A 15,418-nucleotide genomic window follows, 5' to 3' on the forward strand; every position below is an offset into this window, starting at 1 on the left:
CGATGGAGACCGCCCTCTCGCACCGCTTCTTCCGCCTGCCGAAAGGATCCGACATGACCAGCACCCAGGCCGTGCCCCCGTCCCGGGGGCGCGGGACGGTCCTGCGCCGGAGCGCCGTCGCCCTGGCGCTCGCCGCCGGGCTCAGCGTCGGGGCACTCGCCCTCGACGGCCGGGACGCACCGCGCGCTCCCGCCACGGCCGCCGCCCCCGCCGGCCGCCTCGACCCGGCCGACCTGCCGGGCGGCATCACCGCTCTCCAGGCCCATCTCAAGGCGCAGCCCAAGGACGCCACCGCGTGGGCCTCGCTGGGCGCCGCCTACGTCGAACAGGCGCGGACCAACGGCGACCCCACCCGCTACGCGCAGGCCGAACGGGCTGTGGAGCACTCGCTCGCACTGCGGCCCACCGACAACGACGGCGCACTCGCGGGGCGCGCCGCGCTGGCCGCCGCCCGTCACGACTTCACCGGCGCCCTCACCGCCGCCGACGCCGCGCTCGCCGTCAACGGCTACGACGAACTCGCCCTCGCGCTGCGCGTCGACGCCCTGGTCGAACTCGGCCGCTACGACGAGGCATTGGCGGCGGCCCGCACCGCCGACGCCCGCAGGCCCGGCATCCCCGTCTTCACCCGGCTCGCGTACGTCCACGAACTGCGCGGCGACACCGACGCCGCCCGCCGGATCCTCACGCAGGCCCTCGACTCGGCCACCGGCCCCGGCGACCGCGCCTATGTGGCCACGGCACTGGCCCAACTCGCCTTCAACACGGGCCAGTTCACAGAAGCTGGCCAGCGTGTCGACACGGCACTACGGGCCGCCCCCGACTACCTGCCCGCCCTGGAGACCCGTGCCCGCGTCCAGTACGCGCGGGGCGACCTGCGGGCGGCCACCCTCGGTATGGAACAGGTCGTCGCCCGCTATCCGCTGCCGGGCCAGCTCGTCGCACTGGGCGAGCTGTACGAGGCGGCGGGGCGGGGCGCGGACGCCCGGACCCAGTACCGCCTGGTCACCGCCTGGACCGCGCTGGCCCACGCGCACGGCGTCGACACCGACCTGGACACCGCCCTGGCCGAGGCGGACCACGGGGACCCGGCGGACGCGCTGCGCGCGGCCCGCGCCGAGTGGGCCAAGCGCCAGACCGTACACACGGCGGATGCCCTCGCCTGGGCGCTGCACGTCAACGGACGCGACGCCGAGGCCCTCCCGTACGCCGAACGGGCCACCGCACCCGGCTACCGCAACGCCGCTTTCCTCTACCACCGAGGCGTCATCGAGCGCGCCGCCGGAAACACCGCCGCGGCCCGCCGCGACCTCGCCGCCGCGCTGGCCCTCAACCCGGCCTTTTCGCCCACCGGTTCACAGCTGGCCCGCCAGGCCATGGCCGCCCAGAGGGGGACGTCATGAACCGGCCCCGGCCCCTTCGGCGACTCCGGGTCGGCACGGTCGTGGGAGGAGCGGTACTCGCCGTCACCGCCCTCGTCGGCCCCCTCCTGACGTCCACCGCGTCGGCCGCCGCCCCCGCGCATCCCCTGGGCAACTTCACCGTCAACCACTACGAGGGCCTGGTGGTCGCCCCCGGCAGGCTCACCATCGACCACGTCGAGGACCTCGCGGAGATCCCCGCCACCCAGGCGCGGGCCGCCGAGATGACCGCGGACGAGCGGTCCACCTGGGCGGCCGAGCGGTGCCGGGCCGCCGCTCGGGGCAGCACGGTCACCGCCGCCGGACAGCCCGCCGCCCTCACCGTGCAGAGCGGCTCCGCGCAGGTCCGGCCCGGCCAGGCCGGGCTGGTCACGCTTCGGCTCGAATGCCTCCTCGCCGCTCCCCTGCCCGACACGGCGGAACTGACCGTGGACTTCCGCGCGCCCGCCCGGCACGGCCCCGGCTGGCGCGAGATCACCGCACGGGCCGATCGCATGACCCTCAAGGCCGCCTCGGCGCCCACCCGTTCGGTCTCCGACCGGCTCACACGCTATCCCGCCGACCTGCTGTCCTCACCGCCCGACCGGACCTCGGCCGAGCTGCGCGCCGTGCCCGGCGGACCGCCGCTGGCCACCGACTCCCCCGGCCCCGCCGCCACCGGAGTGCTGCCGCGCGGCGCCGACCGCTGGACCCGGGCGCTGACCGGCCTGGTGGCACGACACGACCTCACCGCCGGCTTCGCCGCCCTCGCCCTCGGCACGGCGCTGCTGCTCGGCGCGCTCCACGCGCTCGCCCCCGGACACGGCAAGACGATGATGGCGGCCGCCGCGGCCGCGGGCGGACGCGGCTCGCTGCGGCAGGTGCTGACGCTCGGCGCCTCGGTGACCCTGACCCACACCCTGGGGGTGTTCGCGCTCGGCGGCCTGATCACCGCGGGCTCGGCAGCGGCACCCTCGGTGGTGTCCTGGCTGGGCGTGGTCAGCGGCGCGCTGGTGACGGGCGCCGGGACCGTGCTCGTACGCAGGGCCTGGCGCAACCGGCGCCAACAGAAGGAACACCCGCACGCACACGGGCACGGACACGGACACGGGAACAACTCGCGGCACACACACGGCCATTCACACCTGCACAACGACCACCACCATCACGATCACCCCAGGTCCGGCGGCCTGCGCGGAACCGTCCTGCTCGGATTCGCGGGCGGGCTCGTGCCCAGCCCCTCGGCCGTCGTGGTGCTCGTCGGGGCGGCGGCGCTCGGGCAGGCGTGGTTCGGGGCGCTGCTCGTCCTCGCGTACGGCGCCGGGCTCGCCCTCACCCTGACGGCCGCCGGGTACGCGGCGATCCGGATCGGGGAACGCCTCGTCCGGCTGGGGCGGACACGGGCGCACGGACGGCTCGTCGCGACAGCCAACCGGTTCGCACCGCTCGGCACCGCGTTCGTGGTGTTCTTCCTGGGCTGCGGGCTGGTACTCAAGGGGGCGGCAGCCGCCCTGGGCTGAGCCGCTGCTCGGGAATGGCCCCTCTTCCCTTCGACGGCTCCACAGCCGGATCGACGGCTGCACAGCCGGACCCGACACGAGCCCGTGACCTGGATCACACCCATAATCACTGCGCGACGCAGCGAATCCGATTATTCTTCTGCGTAGCGCAGCCAATGCGTCTCGCAGACATAAAACCCCTTGGAGAATCATGCTCACCGTCGCCGTCACCGGAGCCACCGGCGCCCAGGGCGGAGCCACCGCCCGCGCCCTGCTGTCCGCCGGCCACCGGGTCCGCGCCCTCACCCGGCGGCCCGACTCGCCCGCCGCCGACGCTCTGCGCAGCCTGGGTGCCGAGATACGTCACGCCGACTTCGACGACCGCCCCTCGCTGGACGCCGCCCTCGTCGGAGCGGATTCCCTGTTCGCGGTCACCACCCCGTTCGGCACCGACATCGCCACCGAAGTCCAGCAGGGGATGGCGCTCATCGACGCCGCGGCCGAGGCCCAGGTCGAGCACATCGTGTTCACCTCCGCCGCCCACGCCGACCGCGATACCGGGGTCCCGCACTACGACAGCAAGCAGCTCATCGAGGAGCACCTGCGTGCGGCCGGAGTGCCATGGACGGTGATCGCCCCGGCCGCTTTCATGGACAACTACGCCGGCGGCTGGACCCTCGACGGGCTGCGCGACGGCACCTTCGCCTGGCCGATGCCCGCCGACCAGCCCTTCACGCTCATCTCGGCCGCCGACATCGGCGCCTTCGCCGCGCTGACCCTCCAGCGCCGTCACGAGTTCACCGGCCGCCGCATCGACATCGCCTCCGACGAACTCACCCCCGCGCAGATCGCGGAGATCCTCGCGACGGCCACCGGCGTCGCGATCGCCCACCAGCAGGTGCCCCTGGCCTACGTCCGGACCCACTCGGAGGACCTGGCAGCCATGTTCGCGTACTTCACCGCCGTCGGCCTCGACGTCGACGTCACCGGACTGCGCCGCGACTACCCCGAAGTCGGCTGGCACACCTTCACCGACTGGGCCGTCACCCAGGACTGGCCCACCCTCCTGTCCCAGGCGCCCGCACCCCACTGACGCCCCTGCCTGCCGCTGGAGCGCATGACCCGCAACCTCGAAATGACGACGGCCGCGGCCTTTGACCAAGTCGCCGTCAACAGGGACACGGGCAACGAGAATTCACCCGTCCACCTTGCCATTACCGCAAGATTCCGTGCCAGGCCGTGGTGCGCCTGCCCACACTGGGCACCCACCGACGCGAGGAGTCCTGATGCGCACCACCGATGCGGTCACGTTCTGGGACCGCCACTACGCGGCCCGGCCGGCGGTCGACAAAGCGCACGGCCGCCCATGCCCTGCACCCGGGCGGACGGCTGCTCGTCGTCGACCACGGCTCGGCCGCGCGCTGGTCCTGGGGCCAGGACCCCGACACCCACTACCCCAACCCGCGCGAGGTCGCCGCCGGACCGCGACCGGGCCGGACGGGCGCACCGCCGAGGTCACCGACCACGTCCTCCTCGTCCGCCACGCCGTCTGACACGGGGCCCTGCACCGCCGACGACGAAAGAAGGCGATCCCCGATGCCCAACGCCACCGGCGGAAACCGCCGTCGCGACACCCCACCACCCCGGACCGGAAGCAGCGAAACCGAGGTGCTGCGCGGATTCCTCGACTACCTCCGGACCTCCATCGCCGCGAAGGTCGACGGCGCACCCGAGCCCCAGGCGCGTACGGCCGCAGTGCCCTCGGGCACCAACCTCCTCGGCTTGCTCAACCACCTGACGTACGTCGAGCGCTCGCTGTTCCTCGGCGGCGACGTGACCGACTGGCAGGCCACCTTCCAGGCCGCCCCGACGGACAGCGTGGCCGATGTCGTGGCCCGCTACCGGGACACCGTCGAGCGCGCGAACGACGTGCTCGACGGGTGCGCCGACCTCAGCGCACCCGTCCCTCGACGACGGCCGGGGCGCGCCGGTCCCAGCGTCCGCTGGGCCTTGACGCACATGATCGAGGAGACCGGCCGTCACGCGGGCCACGCGGACATCCTCCGCGAACTCATCGACGGCTCCACCGGCCGCTGACGCGCCTTCGGCGCGAGCGCGGTGGTCGAGCCGGTGCGGTGGTTCAGTGGGCCGGTGCGGGGTCGGTCCTCTTGCGGGCGCGGTACGCGGCGGCCTTGATCTTGTTGCCGCACGACTCCATCCCGCACCACTGCCGGCGCATACCCCGTGAACGGTCGATGTACGTGCGGGTGCACTCCGGGTTGCCGCACTCCTTGAGCAGGGGGACGTCCGGCCCGCTCAGGAGCTCCACCGCAAGGCGGGCCACCAGGGAGAGCGCTTCCTCCGGTGTTGCCTGCGTCCATCGCCCCGACGGGGTCAGCTGGGGCACCGCGGAGGGTTTGCGTGCGGCGTTGTTGAGTACGGTCAGTGCCGCCCTGTCGTAGTCTTCCGCGAGTCGACGGGCGGTGACCAGCCGGTACATGGCTTCCCGTACGGTCGTCGCCTCCTCGACGTCGGCCTCCCGGCTCGGGGAGACCGCGTCGACGATGCCCGACTCCACGTACCACGCGTTCAGTCTGTCCGGCGTCGCGAACATCTCGAAGCGCAGCGAACGGCGTGCTCGGAGCGTGGCGACGAAGTCGAGCGCCGGGTTTCCGCAGACGAAGACATGGTCGAGGTTCACATCACCATTCTGGCAGGTGACGGTATACCCGGCAAGCTCCGCCACCTGCCGGAGCGGGACCCACTCACAGCCCCAGGTCGACGGCGAGGCAGGAGAAGGACCTCCATGAGCCCTCGGGGTCGTGGGCGTACCGTGCGGGGTCGCTCGGTACGGCCACCTTCTCCTCGACCATGTCCTCTTGGCGGATGCGCTCCGGCAGGCTGCCGAACCGCGCTCGTCGCGCCGCCGCGCCACTGTCCGTTATCTGCACGCTTTCCATGACTGGACTCCGTTCGGTCGCTGACTGGACTGGCGGAACAAGCTCACGTACGTCACCTGACCCACAGGTGACGCGGGGATTCACATGCGGCTCACATCGACGACGGCCTGCGCGAAGGCGGCGGGCGCCTCCTGCGGCAGGTTGTGGCCGATTCCCTTCAGGCTCCTGTGCTCGTACGCGCCGGTGAACCTGTCCCGGTACGAGGAGCCGTTGCCCGGAGCGGTGAAGGGGTCCCGTTCGGGGTCGAGGGTGATGGTGGGAACCCCGATGACCGGCCGCGTGGCGAGCCGCTTCTCCAGTGCGTCGTAGCGGCGTTCCCCGTCGGCGAGGCCCAGCCGCCAGCGGTAGTTGTGGATGACGACGGCGGCGTAGTCGGGGTTGTCGAAGGCCGCGGCCGTGCGGTCGAAGGTGGCGTCGTCGAAGTCCCACGTCGGGGAGACGGTGCTCCAGACGAGCCTGGTCAGATCACGGCGCAGGGTCTTGTCCTCCATGGCGAGCCTGCCTCGCTCGGTGGCGAAGTAGTACTGGTACCACCAGGTGTGTTCGGCGCCGGCGGACAGTGGTTTCAGGTTGGCCTCAAGGTTGGTGATGAGGTATCCGCTCACCGAGACGAGGGCCTTGCAGCGGTCGGGCCAGAGCGCGGCGATGATGTCGGCGGTGCGCGAGCCCCAGTCGAAACCGGCCAGAACCGCCTTCTCGATCTTCAGGGCGTCCATCAGGGCGATGATGTCGAGTGCGATGGCGGACTGCTGGGCGTTGCGGACCGTCCGCCCGGAGAGGAAGCGCGTCGTGCCGTGACCGCGCAGGTACGGGACGACCACTCGGTAGCCCGCCTCGGCCAGCATCGGGGCGACGTCGACGTAGCTGTGGATGTCGTACGGCCAGCCGTGCAGGCAGATGACGGCGGGGCCGTGGGCGGGGCCCAGTTCGGCGTAGCCGACGTCCAGCAGCCCGGCCCTGATCTGCTTCAGATGCGGAAAGGCGGCGTGCGCCGCAGGGGCCGCCGTCGATGCCGTGGACGCCTGCCGCGGGGCGGCGGACGCGGCCCGCGCCCCCTGCACACCCGTCAGCGACACAGCAGCCGCACCCGTACCCAGTCCCACAGCCGTACTGAACCCACGCCTGTTGATCATGTGACGCCCCTCGTTCGCTCACGTGTACCGGCGGTGCGCGCACTCCGACTGTCGCATGAAAGCCGTCACCGGTCAAACCGGTGACGCAGCGATTTCATGCCTCAACGATCTCGGACACCAGCTGGAAGGGGGCAAGTCCTACCGTGTCGGACGGTCCCTTCGTGCCGTTCAGTCCGCCGAGATCGCGTCCAGCTGGGCCCGCAGGTAGGTGTGGGAGTCGATGCCCCGGACGTCCGTGCCGGGGTCGCATTCGTAGAAGTACACCAGCGACATCAGTTCCTCCGCCGGGATATCGGCGGGCGGTGGAAGCACCCGGTGGCGGCCCGGCTTCCAGCGGCCGTCGGACCAACGGGCCATCAGGTCACCGATGTTGACGGTCAGCGCGGCGGGGTCGTACGGCGCGTCCTGCCAGCCGTGTTCGTCCGTGAACACCTGAAGTCCGCCCTTGCCGTGCTGCCGGTCCAGGACCGTGACCGTGCCGAAGTCGGTGTGCGGCCCGATCCGGAACTGGCCCGGCTGCGCGGCGCCGACGGTGTCCGCCCCGGGGTACCAGTTGATGTTGAACCCCCAGGTGGGGTGACCGGTGTGCCGCGTGAAGAAGTCCTCGGGACGGACGAGGGCCACGGCCAGGAGCTCCAGGAGGCGGTCGGAGAGCGCCCGCATCCCGGTGAGGTAGTCGTCCAGCAGCGGCTTGAGGGCCGGGACCTCGGCGGGCCAGACGTTGGGCGCGAACCACTCGGCGTCGACGGCGGCCTTGCCGGTGGGGTGCTCGGCGGCGAAGGACAGCGACTCCTTCAGGTCCGGCGGGCTCTCGGTGCCCTCGGCATAGCTGTTGGCCTCGGCTCCCGGGCCCAGCCAGCCCCGTCCGCCGACCTTCACGGCGTACGGCTGCTTGGTGGGGGCGGGGAGGTGGAAGAAGGCACGGGCGTGCTCGCGGATGGTGGCGGGCAGGGACGGATCAATGCCGTGGCCCGTGACCAGGAGGAAGCCGGCGTTCTGGAGAGCGCGGTCGATCCGGGCGGGGTCAGGGGCGGTCAGATCGATGGTGGGGATGAGGTCCACGGGGGAGATCTCCCCCGGCGTGCCCCTTCCCCAAACTCGGGGCCCCGCCGGGCAGGGGCGCCTGCCTCTGCCCGGGAAAGGGGTTGGGCGCCGCCCCCTCCAGACGAACGGCGAATAGGGTGTTGGGATGGGGCGGTGACGGCGCACGGCAGGAACGGGGGCCGCGATGGGTGACGTACCGGACGCACGTGAGGAGCTGGACCGGCTGGGACGCGCCCTGCGTGCGCAGTTGGTCGAGCTGATCACCGACCTGACCCCTGGCAGCGACCTCGGCCTGCTGTTCCTCGACGAGCCGACGGTCGCCGACTGGCACGACCCGCTCCGCCACCACTACGCGGCCCTGTTCCGCGGGGAGCGTCCTGCGAGCGTCGGCGCCGCCGACCTCACGTCCCGCGCAGCCGCCCTGCTCGACTCGGCGGGCTGGCAGGTCACCGCGTCGCAGGACGGTGACGGCCCGAGGCGTTGGAGCGTGCTCACCGGTCGCCATGACTTCGGCAGCATCGAGATCCGTGTGGCTCACCACATCTCCGCCGTGATGTTCAGCGGGCAGACACCGGCGCTGGCCCTGCGCACGCCGGAGGAGTTCACGTGGCCGGAGCCGCTGCGCACACCCGAGACGCTCACGCCCGGATACCTGCTCTGCTACGAGTGCGACGGCCTGGGCGCGTGCCCCGGATGCGGGGGACGCGGCTGGTGGCCCGACGAGGTGCACGGACGGACCAACTGCCGCGAATGCCGCAGACAACGCGTCTGCGCGATCTGCCGGGGCGCGGGGCAGCTCGCCGCCTCCCTGCTGAGCCCGTACCAGAGGCGTTATTACTCCGGATCGGGATAGGGCCTGCCGGCCTGCCTGGGCCACCGCCGACCTCGCTACCCTCGGGCGGCCCCCATCGCGTCGGCGCCGGAGACGGCGGCGGCATCCGTTGCGACCGAGGCCGTGGCGATGACTTCGTCCAGGACGTCGCGGGAGCGGATCAGGTCGGTGATCATTCGGTTGATACGGTCCCGTTCCGCGGCGAGTTCGTCGACCAGCCGTGGCGTGGCGATCTCGCTCGGGGCGCCGTCCGTGTCCCGCATACAGGGGAGCAACTGCGCGATCTTCTTGCTGTTCAACCCCGCGGCGTAGAGCGCCTGGATGCGGATGACCCGGTCGACCGCCCACTCGCCGTACTGCCGTTGGCCACCCGGCGTACGCTCGGACCGCAGCAGCTCCTGCATCTCGTAATAGCGCAGCGAACGCTCGCTCACCCCGCTGCGCCGGGCCAGTTCACCGATCCGCATTCCCCACCTCGCATGTCGACCCAGGACTGAAGGACTTGAACCTGACACTGATGTCAAGTTCTACGGTACCGGCATGACGAACACAGCAGTTGACTCCCGCCTCTTCGAACCCGCCCGCCTCGGCTCCCTGCACCTGCCCAACCGCCTGGTGATGGCGCCGATGACGCGCAACCGCGCCGGAGCCGACGGTGTCCCGCAGCCGATCATGGCCACCTACTATGCCCAGCGTGCCTCCGCGGGGCTGATCATCGCCGAGGCCTCCACGCCGAACGCCGTGGGACAGACCTACCCCAACATCACCGCGATCCACAACGAGGCGCATGTCGCCGGGTGGCGAGGTGTCACCGATGCCGTACGCGCCGCGGGCGGCCGGATGTTCCTGCAATTGCAGCACGGTGGCCGGGTCGGCCACCCCGACACCAGCGGACTGACACCGGTCGCGCCCTCGCCGATCCCGCTCCCGGAGACGATCTTCACCCCCGGCGGGCACCAGCCCTCCGTCGTGCCGCGTGAGATGACCGTCGAGGAGATCCACGCCACCGTGGCCGACTTCGCGGCCGCCGCCCGCAACGCCATCGACGCGGGCTTCGCCGGAGTGGAGGTGCACGGTGCCAACGGCTACCTCCTGCACCAGTTCATGGCGCGGGGAACCAACCACCGCACCGACGCCTACGGCGGCTCGGTGGCCGGACGTATCCGGTTCACGGTCGAGGTGGTCAAGGCCGTCGCCGACGCGATCGGCCCGGAGCGGGTAGGTCTGCGGATCGCGCCCGGAGTCACCGTCAACGGCATCGACGAGGGCGACACCGAGGACATCTACCCGGCGCTCATCGCCGCCCTGGCCGATGCCGGCCTTGCCTACCTGCACGTCGTCTTCGCGGATCCGGACCAGCCCCTCTTCCAGGAGATCCGGCAGACCTGGCCGGGCACGCTGATCGCCAACCCGGTCCTCGGGTGGGGGAAGCCGTTGCCGGCCGACGGCGGAAAGCACGAGGGCGAGCGGCTGCTCGCCGCGGGAGCCGACCTGATCTCCTTCGGCCGCCCGTTCCTCGCCAACCCCGACCTGGTCGAACGCCTGCGCGTCGGCGCACCGCTCAACCCGGTCCGGGACCGGGGCCTGATGTACACGGGCGGTGAGGCCGGGTACACCGACTATCCGGTGCTGGCCGCCGTCGAACACCCGGCCGGGACGCCCGAACTCGTCGGAGCATGACCCTCGCGCCCCAGGGGCCGCCTACAGAGCCCTGGTCACCCGTCGCGGGTTTCCGGCAGGCCCGCGGCCCGGACGGTGGGGAACCGGCCGTCCGTGCGGACCGCCGGTTCCTGACCGTCAACTCACCGGCACGTCCCTCTCGGTGGCAGCAGTCCGATCGTGAGGTCCACCACGCTCCCCGGGACGGCCAAGGTGCCGGCGCCCGGAGTCTGATCGGCGACGGTGTGGTCGTGATTGCACGTCTGGTCGACGAAGCTGGTCACCCTGCCGACGACGAAGCCCGCGGAGTTCAGGATCGACTTGGCCACGGTCTGGGTCTCCTCGCGCACGTCCGGCACCCGCGCCAGGTTGAGCTTCTGCCAGGTCGAGCCGTTGGACCACCTGATGATGTTCGGCGCCTGCAGCTTCGCGCTGTAGGTGGCATCGTCGGGGAAGGTGACCAGGATGGTGTCACTGTTGATCACGACACCGCTGGCGGTCGGACGGTGCTGGGAGGACATGTCCACCGTCAGGATGTCGTTGACGTCCGAGATCACCGGCCGCGCGGATCCCCCGTCGGTGAACGTGCCGTTGACGTCAAACAGCAGCGGTGTGGCCGCCGCGACGGGTCTGATGGGCGCGGAGGGGAACTGGGCGGCGTGGCCGGCTCCTGCTCCCGCCACGTTCAGGGCCGTGGCCAGGGCCGCCGCGAGCAACCCTCCGAAGATCTTGTTGCGGATTCGCATGATGCCTTCCCCCTCGGGGCCGGTTCGGATGTGAGCGGGTACCGGCCCTGCTCCCCCGCGTCAGGGCCGGTCGCGCTCAGCATGGGCGGCCCCACAGCCCGGCTGCCATACGAGGCTCTGCGTATGCCGCGGACCACGCCGCGCCGGTAACCTGAGACCGGCCTTCGGGCGAAGGGGGACCTGATGGGACGCTCGTCATCGGTCAGCGACCGGGATCTGCGCACACTGGCGGGGATCGTCTCCGAGAAACGCACCGACGAGCCGTCGCGGGGACTGCCGCCGTCTCTGCTCTGTGACCTGATGGGCCAGATCCGCTGCGACGAACTGACCTTCGCGGGCTTCGACAGTCACCGGGAGGCGTGGTGGCTGACGCAGGTCGGCCCCGATGGCGACGAGACGCCCGACGAGGCCGCCGACTCGACGCACTGGGAACACTACTGGGACTGCCGGCCCTGCAGTTACCCCGACCGCAGCGGCGACCTGCGCAGTGTCGTGACGATCGCGGACTTCTACTCGGCCAGGCAATGGCACAGCACCGGCATGTACACCGACTACTACCGGCCGCTGGGGGTCGAGCACGAGCTCATGCTCTGCATGCCCGCCGGAGCACCCGGGACCGACGGCCGCGGCCGGACGTTGCGGATGTTCCTATTCCGCGGGCCCGGCCCGGACTTCTCCGAGCGTGACCGCGCGCTGCTCACGTTGCTGCGGCCGCACCTGTACGAGGCATACCTGGACGCCGAACGGCGCCGGCACCCCACTCCCCGGCTCACGCCCCGGCAGTGGCAACTGCTGCACCTGCTCGCCGCGGGACACACCAACGTCCAGATCGCCCGTCGGCTGGGCGTGTCCGAAGGAACCGTGCGCAAGCACCTGGAGAACGTCTACCGGCGGCTACAGGTCTCCAACCGCATGGCCGCGGTCACCCGCGCGTTCCCGGAAGGAGTGGCCGGCCCGCGCCCGCACTCCGAGGTACCGCACGAGCGGGGTTGACCGGACCCCGGCCGCCCCACCAAGCGAGCGGGCCCCCGATCACGATCGGGAGCCCGCTTGGTCCCTACCGTACCTCTGCCCGCTGTTCACGCCCGGCGCAGCGCGGAGCGGCCCGCGAAGCGCGCCGAGTCGCCCAGCTCCTCCTCGATCCGGATCAGTTGGTTGTACTTCGCCGTGCGGTCGGAGCGGGAGAGCGAGCCGGTCTTGATCTGGCCGCAGCCGGTCGCCACCGCCAGGTCCGCGATGGTGGTGTCCTCCGTCTCGCCCGAGCGGTGCGACATGACGGCCGTCCAGCCCGCCTGGTGGGCCGTGGCCACCGCGCCCAGCGCCTCCGTCAGGGTCCCGATCTGGTTGACCTTGACCAGGATCGAGTTGCCGACGCCGGTGCGGATGCCCTCGCGCAGCAGTGTCTCGTTGGTGCAGAACACGTCGTCGCCGGTGAGCTGACAGCGGTCGCCGACGCGCGCGGTCAGCTCGCGCCAGCCGTCGAGGTCGTTCTCCGCCATCGGGTCCTCGATGGAGACGATGGGGTAGGTGTCGATGAGCTTGGCCAGGTAGTCGGCGTTCTCGGAGGGGGTGCGGCGCACCCCCTCCCCCGCGTAGTCGTACACGCCGTCGCGGAAGAACTCCGACGACGCCGGGTCCATGATCAGGCCGATGTCCGTGCCGGGGCGGTAGCCGGTGCGCTCGATGGCTGCCATCACGAAGTCGAGCGCCTCCTCGGCGGTGCGCAGCGCGGGTGCGAAGCCGCCCTCGTCACCGACGCCCGTGGAGTGCCCGGCGGCCAGCAGGTCGCGGCGCAGGGTGTGGAAGACCTCGCTGCCCATGCGGACGGCCTCGGCGAAGGTGTCCGCGCCCACGGGCGCGATCATGAACTCCTGGAAGTCCAGCGGATTGTCGGCGTGGGCGCCGCCGTTGACGATGTTCATCATCGGCAGCGGCAGGAGGTGGGCGTCGGCGCCGCCGAGGTAGCGGTAGAGGGGCTGACGGTGGGCCGCCGCGGCGGCCTTGGCGGTGGCGAGGGAGACGCCGAGGATCGCGTTGGCGCCGAGCCGGGACTTCGTGGCGGTGCCGTCGAGGGCGACCAGCGCGGCGTCGAGCCCCGCCTGGTCCGACCCGTCCCGGCCGCGTACGGCTGCCGCGATCTCCCCGTTGACGTGGGCCACCGCGCGGTCGACGCCCTTGCCGTGCCAGCGCGCGGCGTCACCGTCGCGCAGTTCCACGGCCTCCCGTGCACCGGTGGAGGCACCGGAGGGGACAGCCGCGCGCCCCAGGGATCCGTCCGCCAGGACGACGTCGACCTCGACCGTGGGATTGCCTCGGCTGTCGATGATCCGGCGGGCGGTGACGGTCTCGATGGCGGCGTTGATGGTTCCGCCTGTCTTCGCGGACATGGGAGGTCCTTCCCGTTGTCGTGTGCCGTGGCCCCGGCTGCGACAACGCTGGCGCTGAGCCCGACAAGACCAAACCATACAGCAATGCTGCACAGTTTTGCTGTACAGCATTGCTGTGCAGGTCAGGTCCCCAGCCTTTGCTGACCAACGGGGTAAAGTGCCCTATGCCCACCTCGGAAGCCGCCGCCATCGCCGTCGAACTGCGCACCGCGATGGGCAAACTCACCCGACGCGTCAAGGACGAGGACCGCATCCCGCTGGGCCAGGCCGCGGTGCTCGGCGCACTCGACCGCAACGGCGCCATGACCACCAGCGACCTCGCCGCCGACCAGCGCGTACGCCCCCAGTCCATGGCACGCTCGGTGGGGCTCCTCATGGAACAGAACCTGATCACGCGCCGCGCGCACCCCACCGACGGCCGCAAGTCGCTGGTCGAGCTGTCGGACGCGGGCCGGGCCGCGCTCGAAGCGGAGCGCGGCCGCAGGGCCGGTTGGCTCGCGCAGGCCATCGAGGCCGAACTCACGGATGAGGAGCGGGCGTTGCTGGCCCGGAGCGCCGCCCTGCTGGAGCGGCTCGCCACCCGCTGAGCCCCTGCGGCGCGGGACAGCGTCCCTTGAGCGAACAGGCCCTAGCCCACACGGGCGGTGCCTGTCATTCCGTAACCTTCCGGGTTCTCCGCGCGCCGAGCACATCACTACCCTCCGAAGCGCCTGTCACACAGCGGTCGGTCCCACCGTCGCCGCGCTTCCCCCAGGAGGTCACGTTGACCGCGCACCACCCCACCCGCAGGAGCATCCTCAAGTCCGCCGGCGGGCTCACCGCCGCCATGGCCCTCGGCGCCGGAGGCGTGCTCGCGGCAGCGACGACGGCAGCGGCGGCCGACGACGGCTTCGGCCTGCACATCGTGGACCGCAACGAGAGCGACCCGAGGATGTGGTACTACCGGTTCCAGACCGACGCGATCGGCTGGAACCCCGGGGTCAACGTGCTGCTGCCCGACGACTACCACTGGAGCGGCCGCACCTACCCCGTCCTCTACCTCTTCCACGGCGGCGGCACGGACCAGGACTTCATCACCTTCGACCGCGAGGGCATCCGCCAGTGGACCGCCGGAAAGCCGATCATCGTGGTCATGCCCGACGGCGGCCACGCCGGCTGGTACTCCAACCCCGTCAGCTCCAACGCCGGGCCCCGCAACTGGGAGCACTTCCACATCGGCCAGCTGCTTCCCTGGGTGGAGGCCAACTTCCGCACCTTCGCCGAGTACGACGGACGGGCCGTGGCCGGGTTCTCCATGGGCGGGTTCGGCGCGCTCAAGTACGCCGCCAAGTACTACGGCCACTTCGCGTCCGTCAGCGCCCACTCCGGCCCGGCCAGCCTGCGCCGTGACAGCGGCCTCGTCGTGCACTGGGCCAACGCCTCCGCCGCGGTCCTCGACCTGAACGGCGGCACCATCTACGGCGCGCCGCTGTGGGACGAGGCCCGGGTGAGCGCCGACAATCCCGTCCAGCGGATCGAGAGCTACCGCAACAAGCGGGTCTTCCTCGTCGCCGGTACCAGTCCCGACCCGGTCAACTGGTTCGACACCGTCAACGAGACCCAGGTGCTCGCCGGGCAGCGGGAGTTCCGCGGTCTGCTCGACCGGGCCGGGATCCCGCACGAGTCGTACGAGGTACCCGGCGGCCACTTCATCCGCCACGACCTGATGCAACGCGACATCGACGGCATCATCGACCGCCTGCGCAAGGCGTGACGGGA

16 protein-coding genes and 1 pseudogene are annotated in these 15,418 nt (G+C 71.5%); 10 read left to right on the plus strand and 7 right to left on the minus strand.

The window, feature by feature from the left end:
* The first annotated feature begins 53 nt into the window (after positions 1 to 53).
* The 5 genes and pseudogenes from BX283_RS03820 to BX283_RS03840 all read left to right on the plus strand — a co-directional run bounded on the left by BX283_RS03820 (position 54) and on the right by BX283_RS03840 (position 4,996).
* Positions 54 to 1,403: a lipopolysaccharide assembly protein LapB gene (locus BX283_RS03820; protein ID WP_101392110.1), complete on the plus strand. Its 1,350-nt coding sequence runs from the start codon at positions 54 to 56 to the stop codon at positions 1,401 to 1,403.
* Entirely contained in the window at positions 1,400 to 2,920 is a 1,521-nt protein-coding gene (locus tag BX283_RS03825; RefSeq protein WP_101386246.1) for a nickel transporter, read from the plus strand. Before BX283_RS03820 ends, BX283_RS03825 begins: the two co-directional genes overlap by 4 nt.
* Before the next feature lie 190 nt (positions 2,921 to 3,110).
* Positions 3,111 to 3,992: an NmrA/HSCARG family protein gene (locus BX283_RS03830; RefSeq protein WP_101386247.1), complete on the plus strand. Its 882-nt coding sequence runs from the start codon at positions 3,111 to 3,113 to the stop codon at positions 3,990 to 3,992.
* Between the two features lie 245 nt (positions 3,993 to 4,237).
* Positions 4,238 to 4,452: pseudogene (locus tag BX283_RS41390) on the plus strand (SAM-dependent methyltransferase); the annotation flags it as partial.
* 43 nt (positions 4,453 to 4,495) lie between these two features.
* Positions 4,496 to 4,996, plus strand: a complete 501-nt coding sequence (locus BX283_RS03840; RefSeq protein WP_101386248.1) for a DinB family protein — start codon at positions 4,496 to 4,498, stop codon at positions 4,994 to 4,996.
* A 43-nt stretch (positions 4,997 to 5,039) separates the two neighbouring features.
* Here the strand turns inward: BX283_RS03840 and BX283_RS03845 are convergent, their stop codons facing one another.
* The 4 genes from BX283_RS03845 to BX283_RS03860 form a co-directional block, all read right to left on the minus strand.
* A complete protein-coding gene (locus BX283_RS03845; RefSeq protein WP_101386249.1) occupies positions 5,040 to 5,600 on the minus strand; it encodes an ABATE domain-containing protein in 561 nt (186 codons plus the stop codon).
* A gap of 64 nt (positions 5,601 to 5,664) precedes the next feature.
* Positions 5,665 to 5,859 carry a hypothetical protein gene (locus BX283_RS03850; protein ID WP_101386250.1) on the minus strand — a complete coding sequence of 65 codons (195 nt, stop codon included), beginning with the start codon at positions 5,857 to 5,859 and terminating at the stop codon, positions 5,665 to 5,667.
* Between the two features lie 80 nt (positions 5,860 to 5,939).
* Positions 5,940 to 6,992 (minus strand): alpha/beta fold hydrolase, encoded by a 1,053-nt coding sequence (locus BX283_RS03855; RefSeq protein ID WP_101386251.1) that lies wholly within the window; start codon positions 6,990 to 6,992, stop codon positions 5,940 to 5,942.
* Between the two features lie 168 nt (positions 6,993 to 7,160).
* On the minus strand, positions 7,161 to 8,054 hold the full coding sequence (locus tag BX283_RS03860; RefSeq protein ID WP_373979110.1) for an isopenicillin N synthase family dioxygenase: 894 nt from the start codon (positions 8,052 to 8,054) through the stop codon (positions 7,161 to 7,163).
* A gap of 166 nt (positions 8,055 to 8,220) precedes the next feature.
* On the opposite strand from BX283_RS03860, the gene BX283_RS03865 reads away from it, so the two are divergent.
* A complete protein-coding gene (locus tag BX283_RS03865) occupies positions 8,221 to 8,889 on the plus strand; it encodes a hypothetical protein (RefSeq protein ID WP_101386252.1) in 669 nt (222 codons plus the stop codon).
* A 35-nt stretch (positions 8,890 to 8,924) separates the two neighbouring features.
* Here the strand turns inward: BX283_RS03865 and BX283_RS03870 are convergent, their stop codons facing one another.
* Entirely contained in the window at positions 8,925 to 9,335 is a 411-nt protein-coding gene (locus BX283_RS03870) for a MerR family transcriptional regulator (RefSeq protein WP_101386253.1), read from the minus strand.
* A gap of 73 nt (positions 9,336 to 9,408) precedes the next feature.
* Between BX283_RS03870 and BX283_RS03875 the strand changes: the two genes are divergently transcribed.
* On the plus strand, positions 9,409 to 10,548 hold the full coding sequence (locus BX283_RS03875; protein WP_101386254.1) for an alkene reductase: 1,140 nt from the start codon (positions 9,409 to 9,411) through the stop codon (positions 10,546 to 10,548).
* 122 nt (positions 10,549 to 10,670) lie between these two features.
* On the opposite strand, the gene BX283_RS03880 is transcribed toward BX283_RS03875, so the two are convergent.
* Positions 10,671 to 11,273 carry a PASTA domain-containing protein gene (locus tag BX283_RS03880; RefSeq protein ID WP_101386255.1) on the minus strand — a complete coding sequence of 201 codons (603 nt, stop codon included), beginning with the start codon at positions 11,271 to 11,273 and terminating at the stop codon, positions 10,671 to 10,673.
* Positions 11,274 to 11,456: 183 nt separating this feature from the next.
* Here BX283_RS03880 and BX283_RS03885 point away from each other — a divergent pair, with 183 nt between their 5' ends.
* On the plus strand, positions 11,457 to 12,266 hold the full coding sequence (locus BX283_RS03885) for a response regulator transcription factor (protein ID WP_101386256.1): 810 nt from the start codon (positions 11,457 to 11,459) through the stop codon (positions 12,264 to 12,266).
* An 86-nt stretch (positions 12,267 to 12,352) separates the two neighbouring features.
* On the opposite strand, the gene eno is transcribed toward BX283_RS03885, so the two are convergent.
* Positions 12,353 to 13,660 carry a phosphopyruvate hydratase gene (gene eno / locus BX283_RS03890; RefSeq protein WP_101386257.1) on the minus strand — a complete coding sequence of 436 codons (1,308 nt, stop codon included), beginning with the start codon at positions 13,658 to 13,660 and terminating at the stop codon, positions 12,353 to 12,355.
* A gap of 164 nt (positions 13,661 to 13,824) precedes the next feature.
* On the opposite strand from eno, the gene BX283_RS03895 reads away from it, so the two are divergent.
* Together BX283_RS03895 and BX283_RS03900 are read left to right on the plus strand one after the other, a co-directional pair.
* Positions 13,825 to 14,247 carry a MarR family winged helix-turn-helix transcriptional regulator gene (locus BX283_RS03895; RefSeq protein ID WP_101386258.1) on the plus strand — a complete coding sequence of 141 codons (423 nt, stop codon included), beginning with the start codon at positions 13,825 to 13,827 and terminating at the stop codon, positions 14,245 to 14,247.
* A 239-nt stretch (positions 14,248 to 14,486) separates the two neighbouring features.
* Positions 14,487 to 15,413 (plus strand): alpha/beta hydrolase, encoded by a 927-nt coding sequence (locus BX283_RS03900; protein ID WP_373979534.1) that lies wholly within the window; start codon positions 14,487 to 14,489, stop codon positions 15,411 to 15,413.
* Positions 15,414 to 15,418: the final 5 nt, after the last annotated feature.

Origin of the sequence: Streptomyces sp. TLI_146, from assembly GCF_002846415.1 — a bacterium.
Lineage (GTDB): Bacteria > Actinomycetota > Actinomycetes > Streptomycetales > Streptomycetaceae > Streptomyces.

Coding starts and splice junctions, on each gene's coding strand:
- BX283_RS03825 (WP_101386246.1), top strand. CDS start 1,400: ATGAACCGGCCCCGGCCCCTTCGGCGACTCCGGGTCGGCACGGTCGTG.
- BX283_RS03885 (WP_101386256.1), top strand. CDS start 11,457: ATGGGACGCTCGTCATCGGTCAGCGACCGGGATCTGCGCACACTGGCG.
- BX283_RS03850 (WP_101386250.1), bottom strand. CDS start 5,859: ATGGAAAGCGTGCAGATAACGGACAGTGGCGCGGCGGCGCGACGAGCG.
- eno (WP_101386257.1), bottom strand. CDS start 13,660: ATGTCCGCGAAGACAGGCGGAACCATCAACGCCGCCATCGAGACCGTC.
- BX283_RS03870 (WP_101386253.1), bottom strand. CDS start 9,335: ATGCGGATCGGTGAACTGGCCCGGCGCAGCGGGGTGAGCGAGCGTTCG.
- BX283_RS03830 (WP_101386247.1), top strand. CDS start 3,111: ATGCTCACCGTCGCCGTCACCGGAGCCACCGGCGCCCAGGGCGGAGCC.
- BX283_RS03855 (WP_101386251.1), bottom strand. CDS start 6,992: ATGATCAACAGGCGTGGGTTCAGTACGGCTGTGGGACTGGGTACGGGT.
- BX283_RS03820 (WP_101392110.1), top strand. CDS start 54: ATGACCAGCACCCAGGCCGTGCCCCCGTCCCGGGGGCGCGGGACGGTC.
- BX283_RS03895 (WP_101386258.1), top strand. CDS start 13,825: ATGCCCACCTCGGAAGCCGCCGCCATCGCCGTCGAACTGCGCACCGCG.
- BX283_RS03865 (WP_101386252.1), top strand. CDS start 8,221: ATGGGTGACGTACCGGACGCACGTGAGGAGCTGGACCGGCTGGGACGC.
- BX283_RS03880 (WP_101386255.1), bottom strand. CDS start 11,273: ATGCGAATCCGCAACAAGATCTTCGGAGGGTTGCTCGCGGCGGCCCTG.
- BX283_RS03840 (WP_101386248.1), top strand. CDS start 4,496: ATGCCCAACGCCACCGGCGGAAACCGCCGTCGCGACACCCCACCACCC.
- BX283_RS03900 (WP_373979534.1), top strand. CDS start 14,487: ATGGCCCTCGGCGCCGGAGGCGTGCTCGCGGCAGCGACGACGGCAGCG.
- BX283_RS03875 (WP_101386254.1), top strand. CDS start 9,409: ATGACGAACACAGCAGTTGACTCCCGCCTCTTCGAACCCGCCCGCCTC.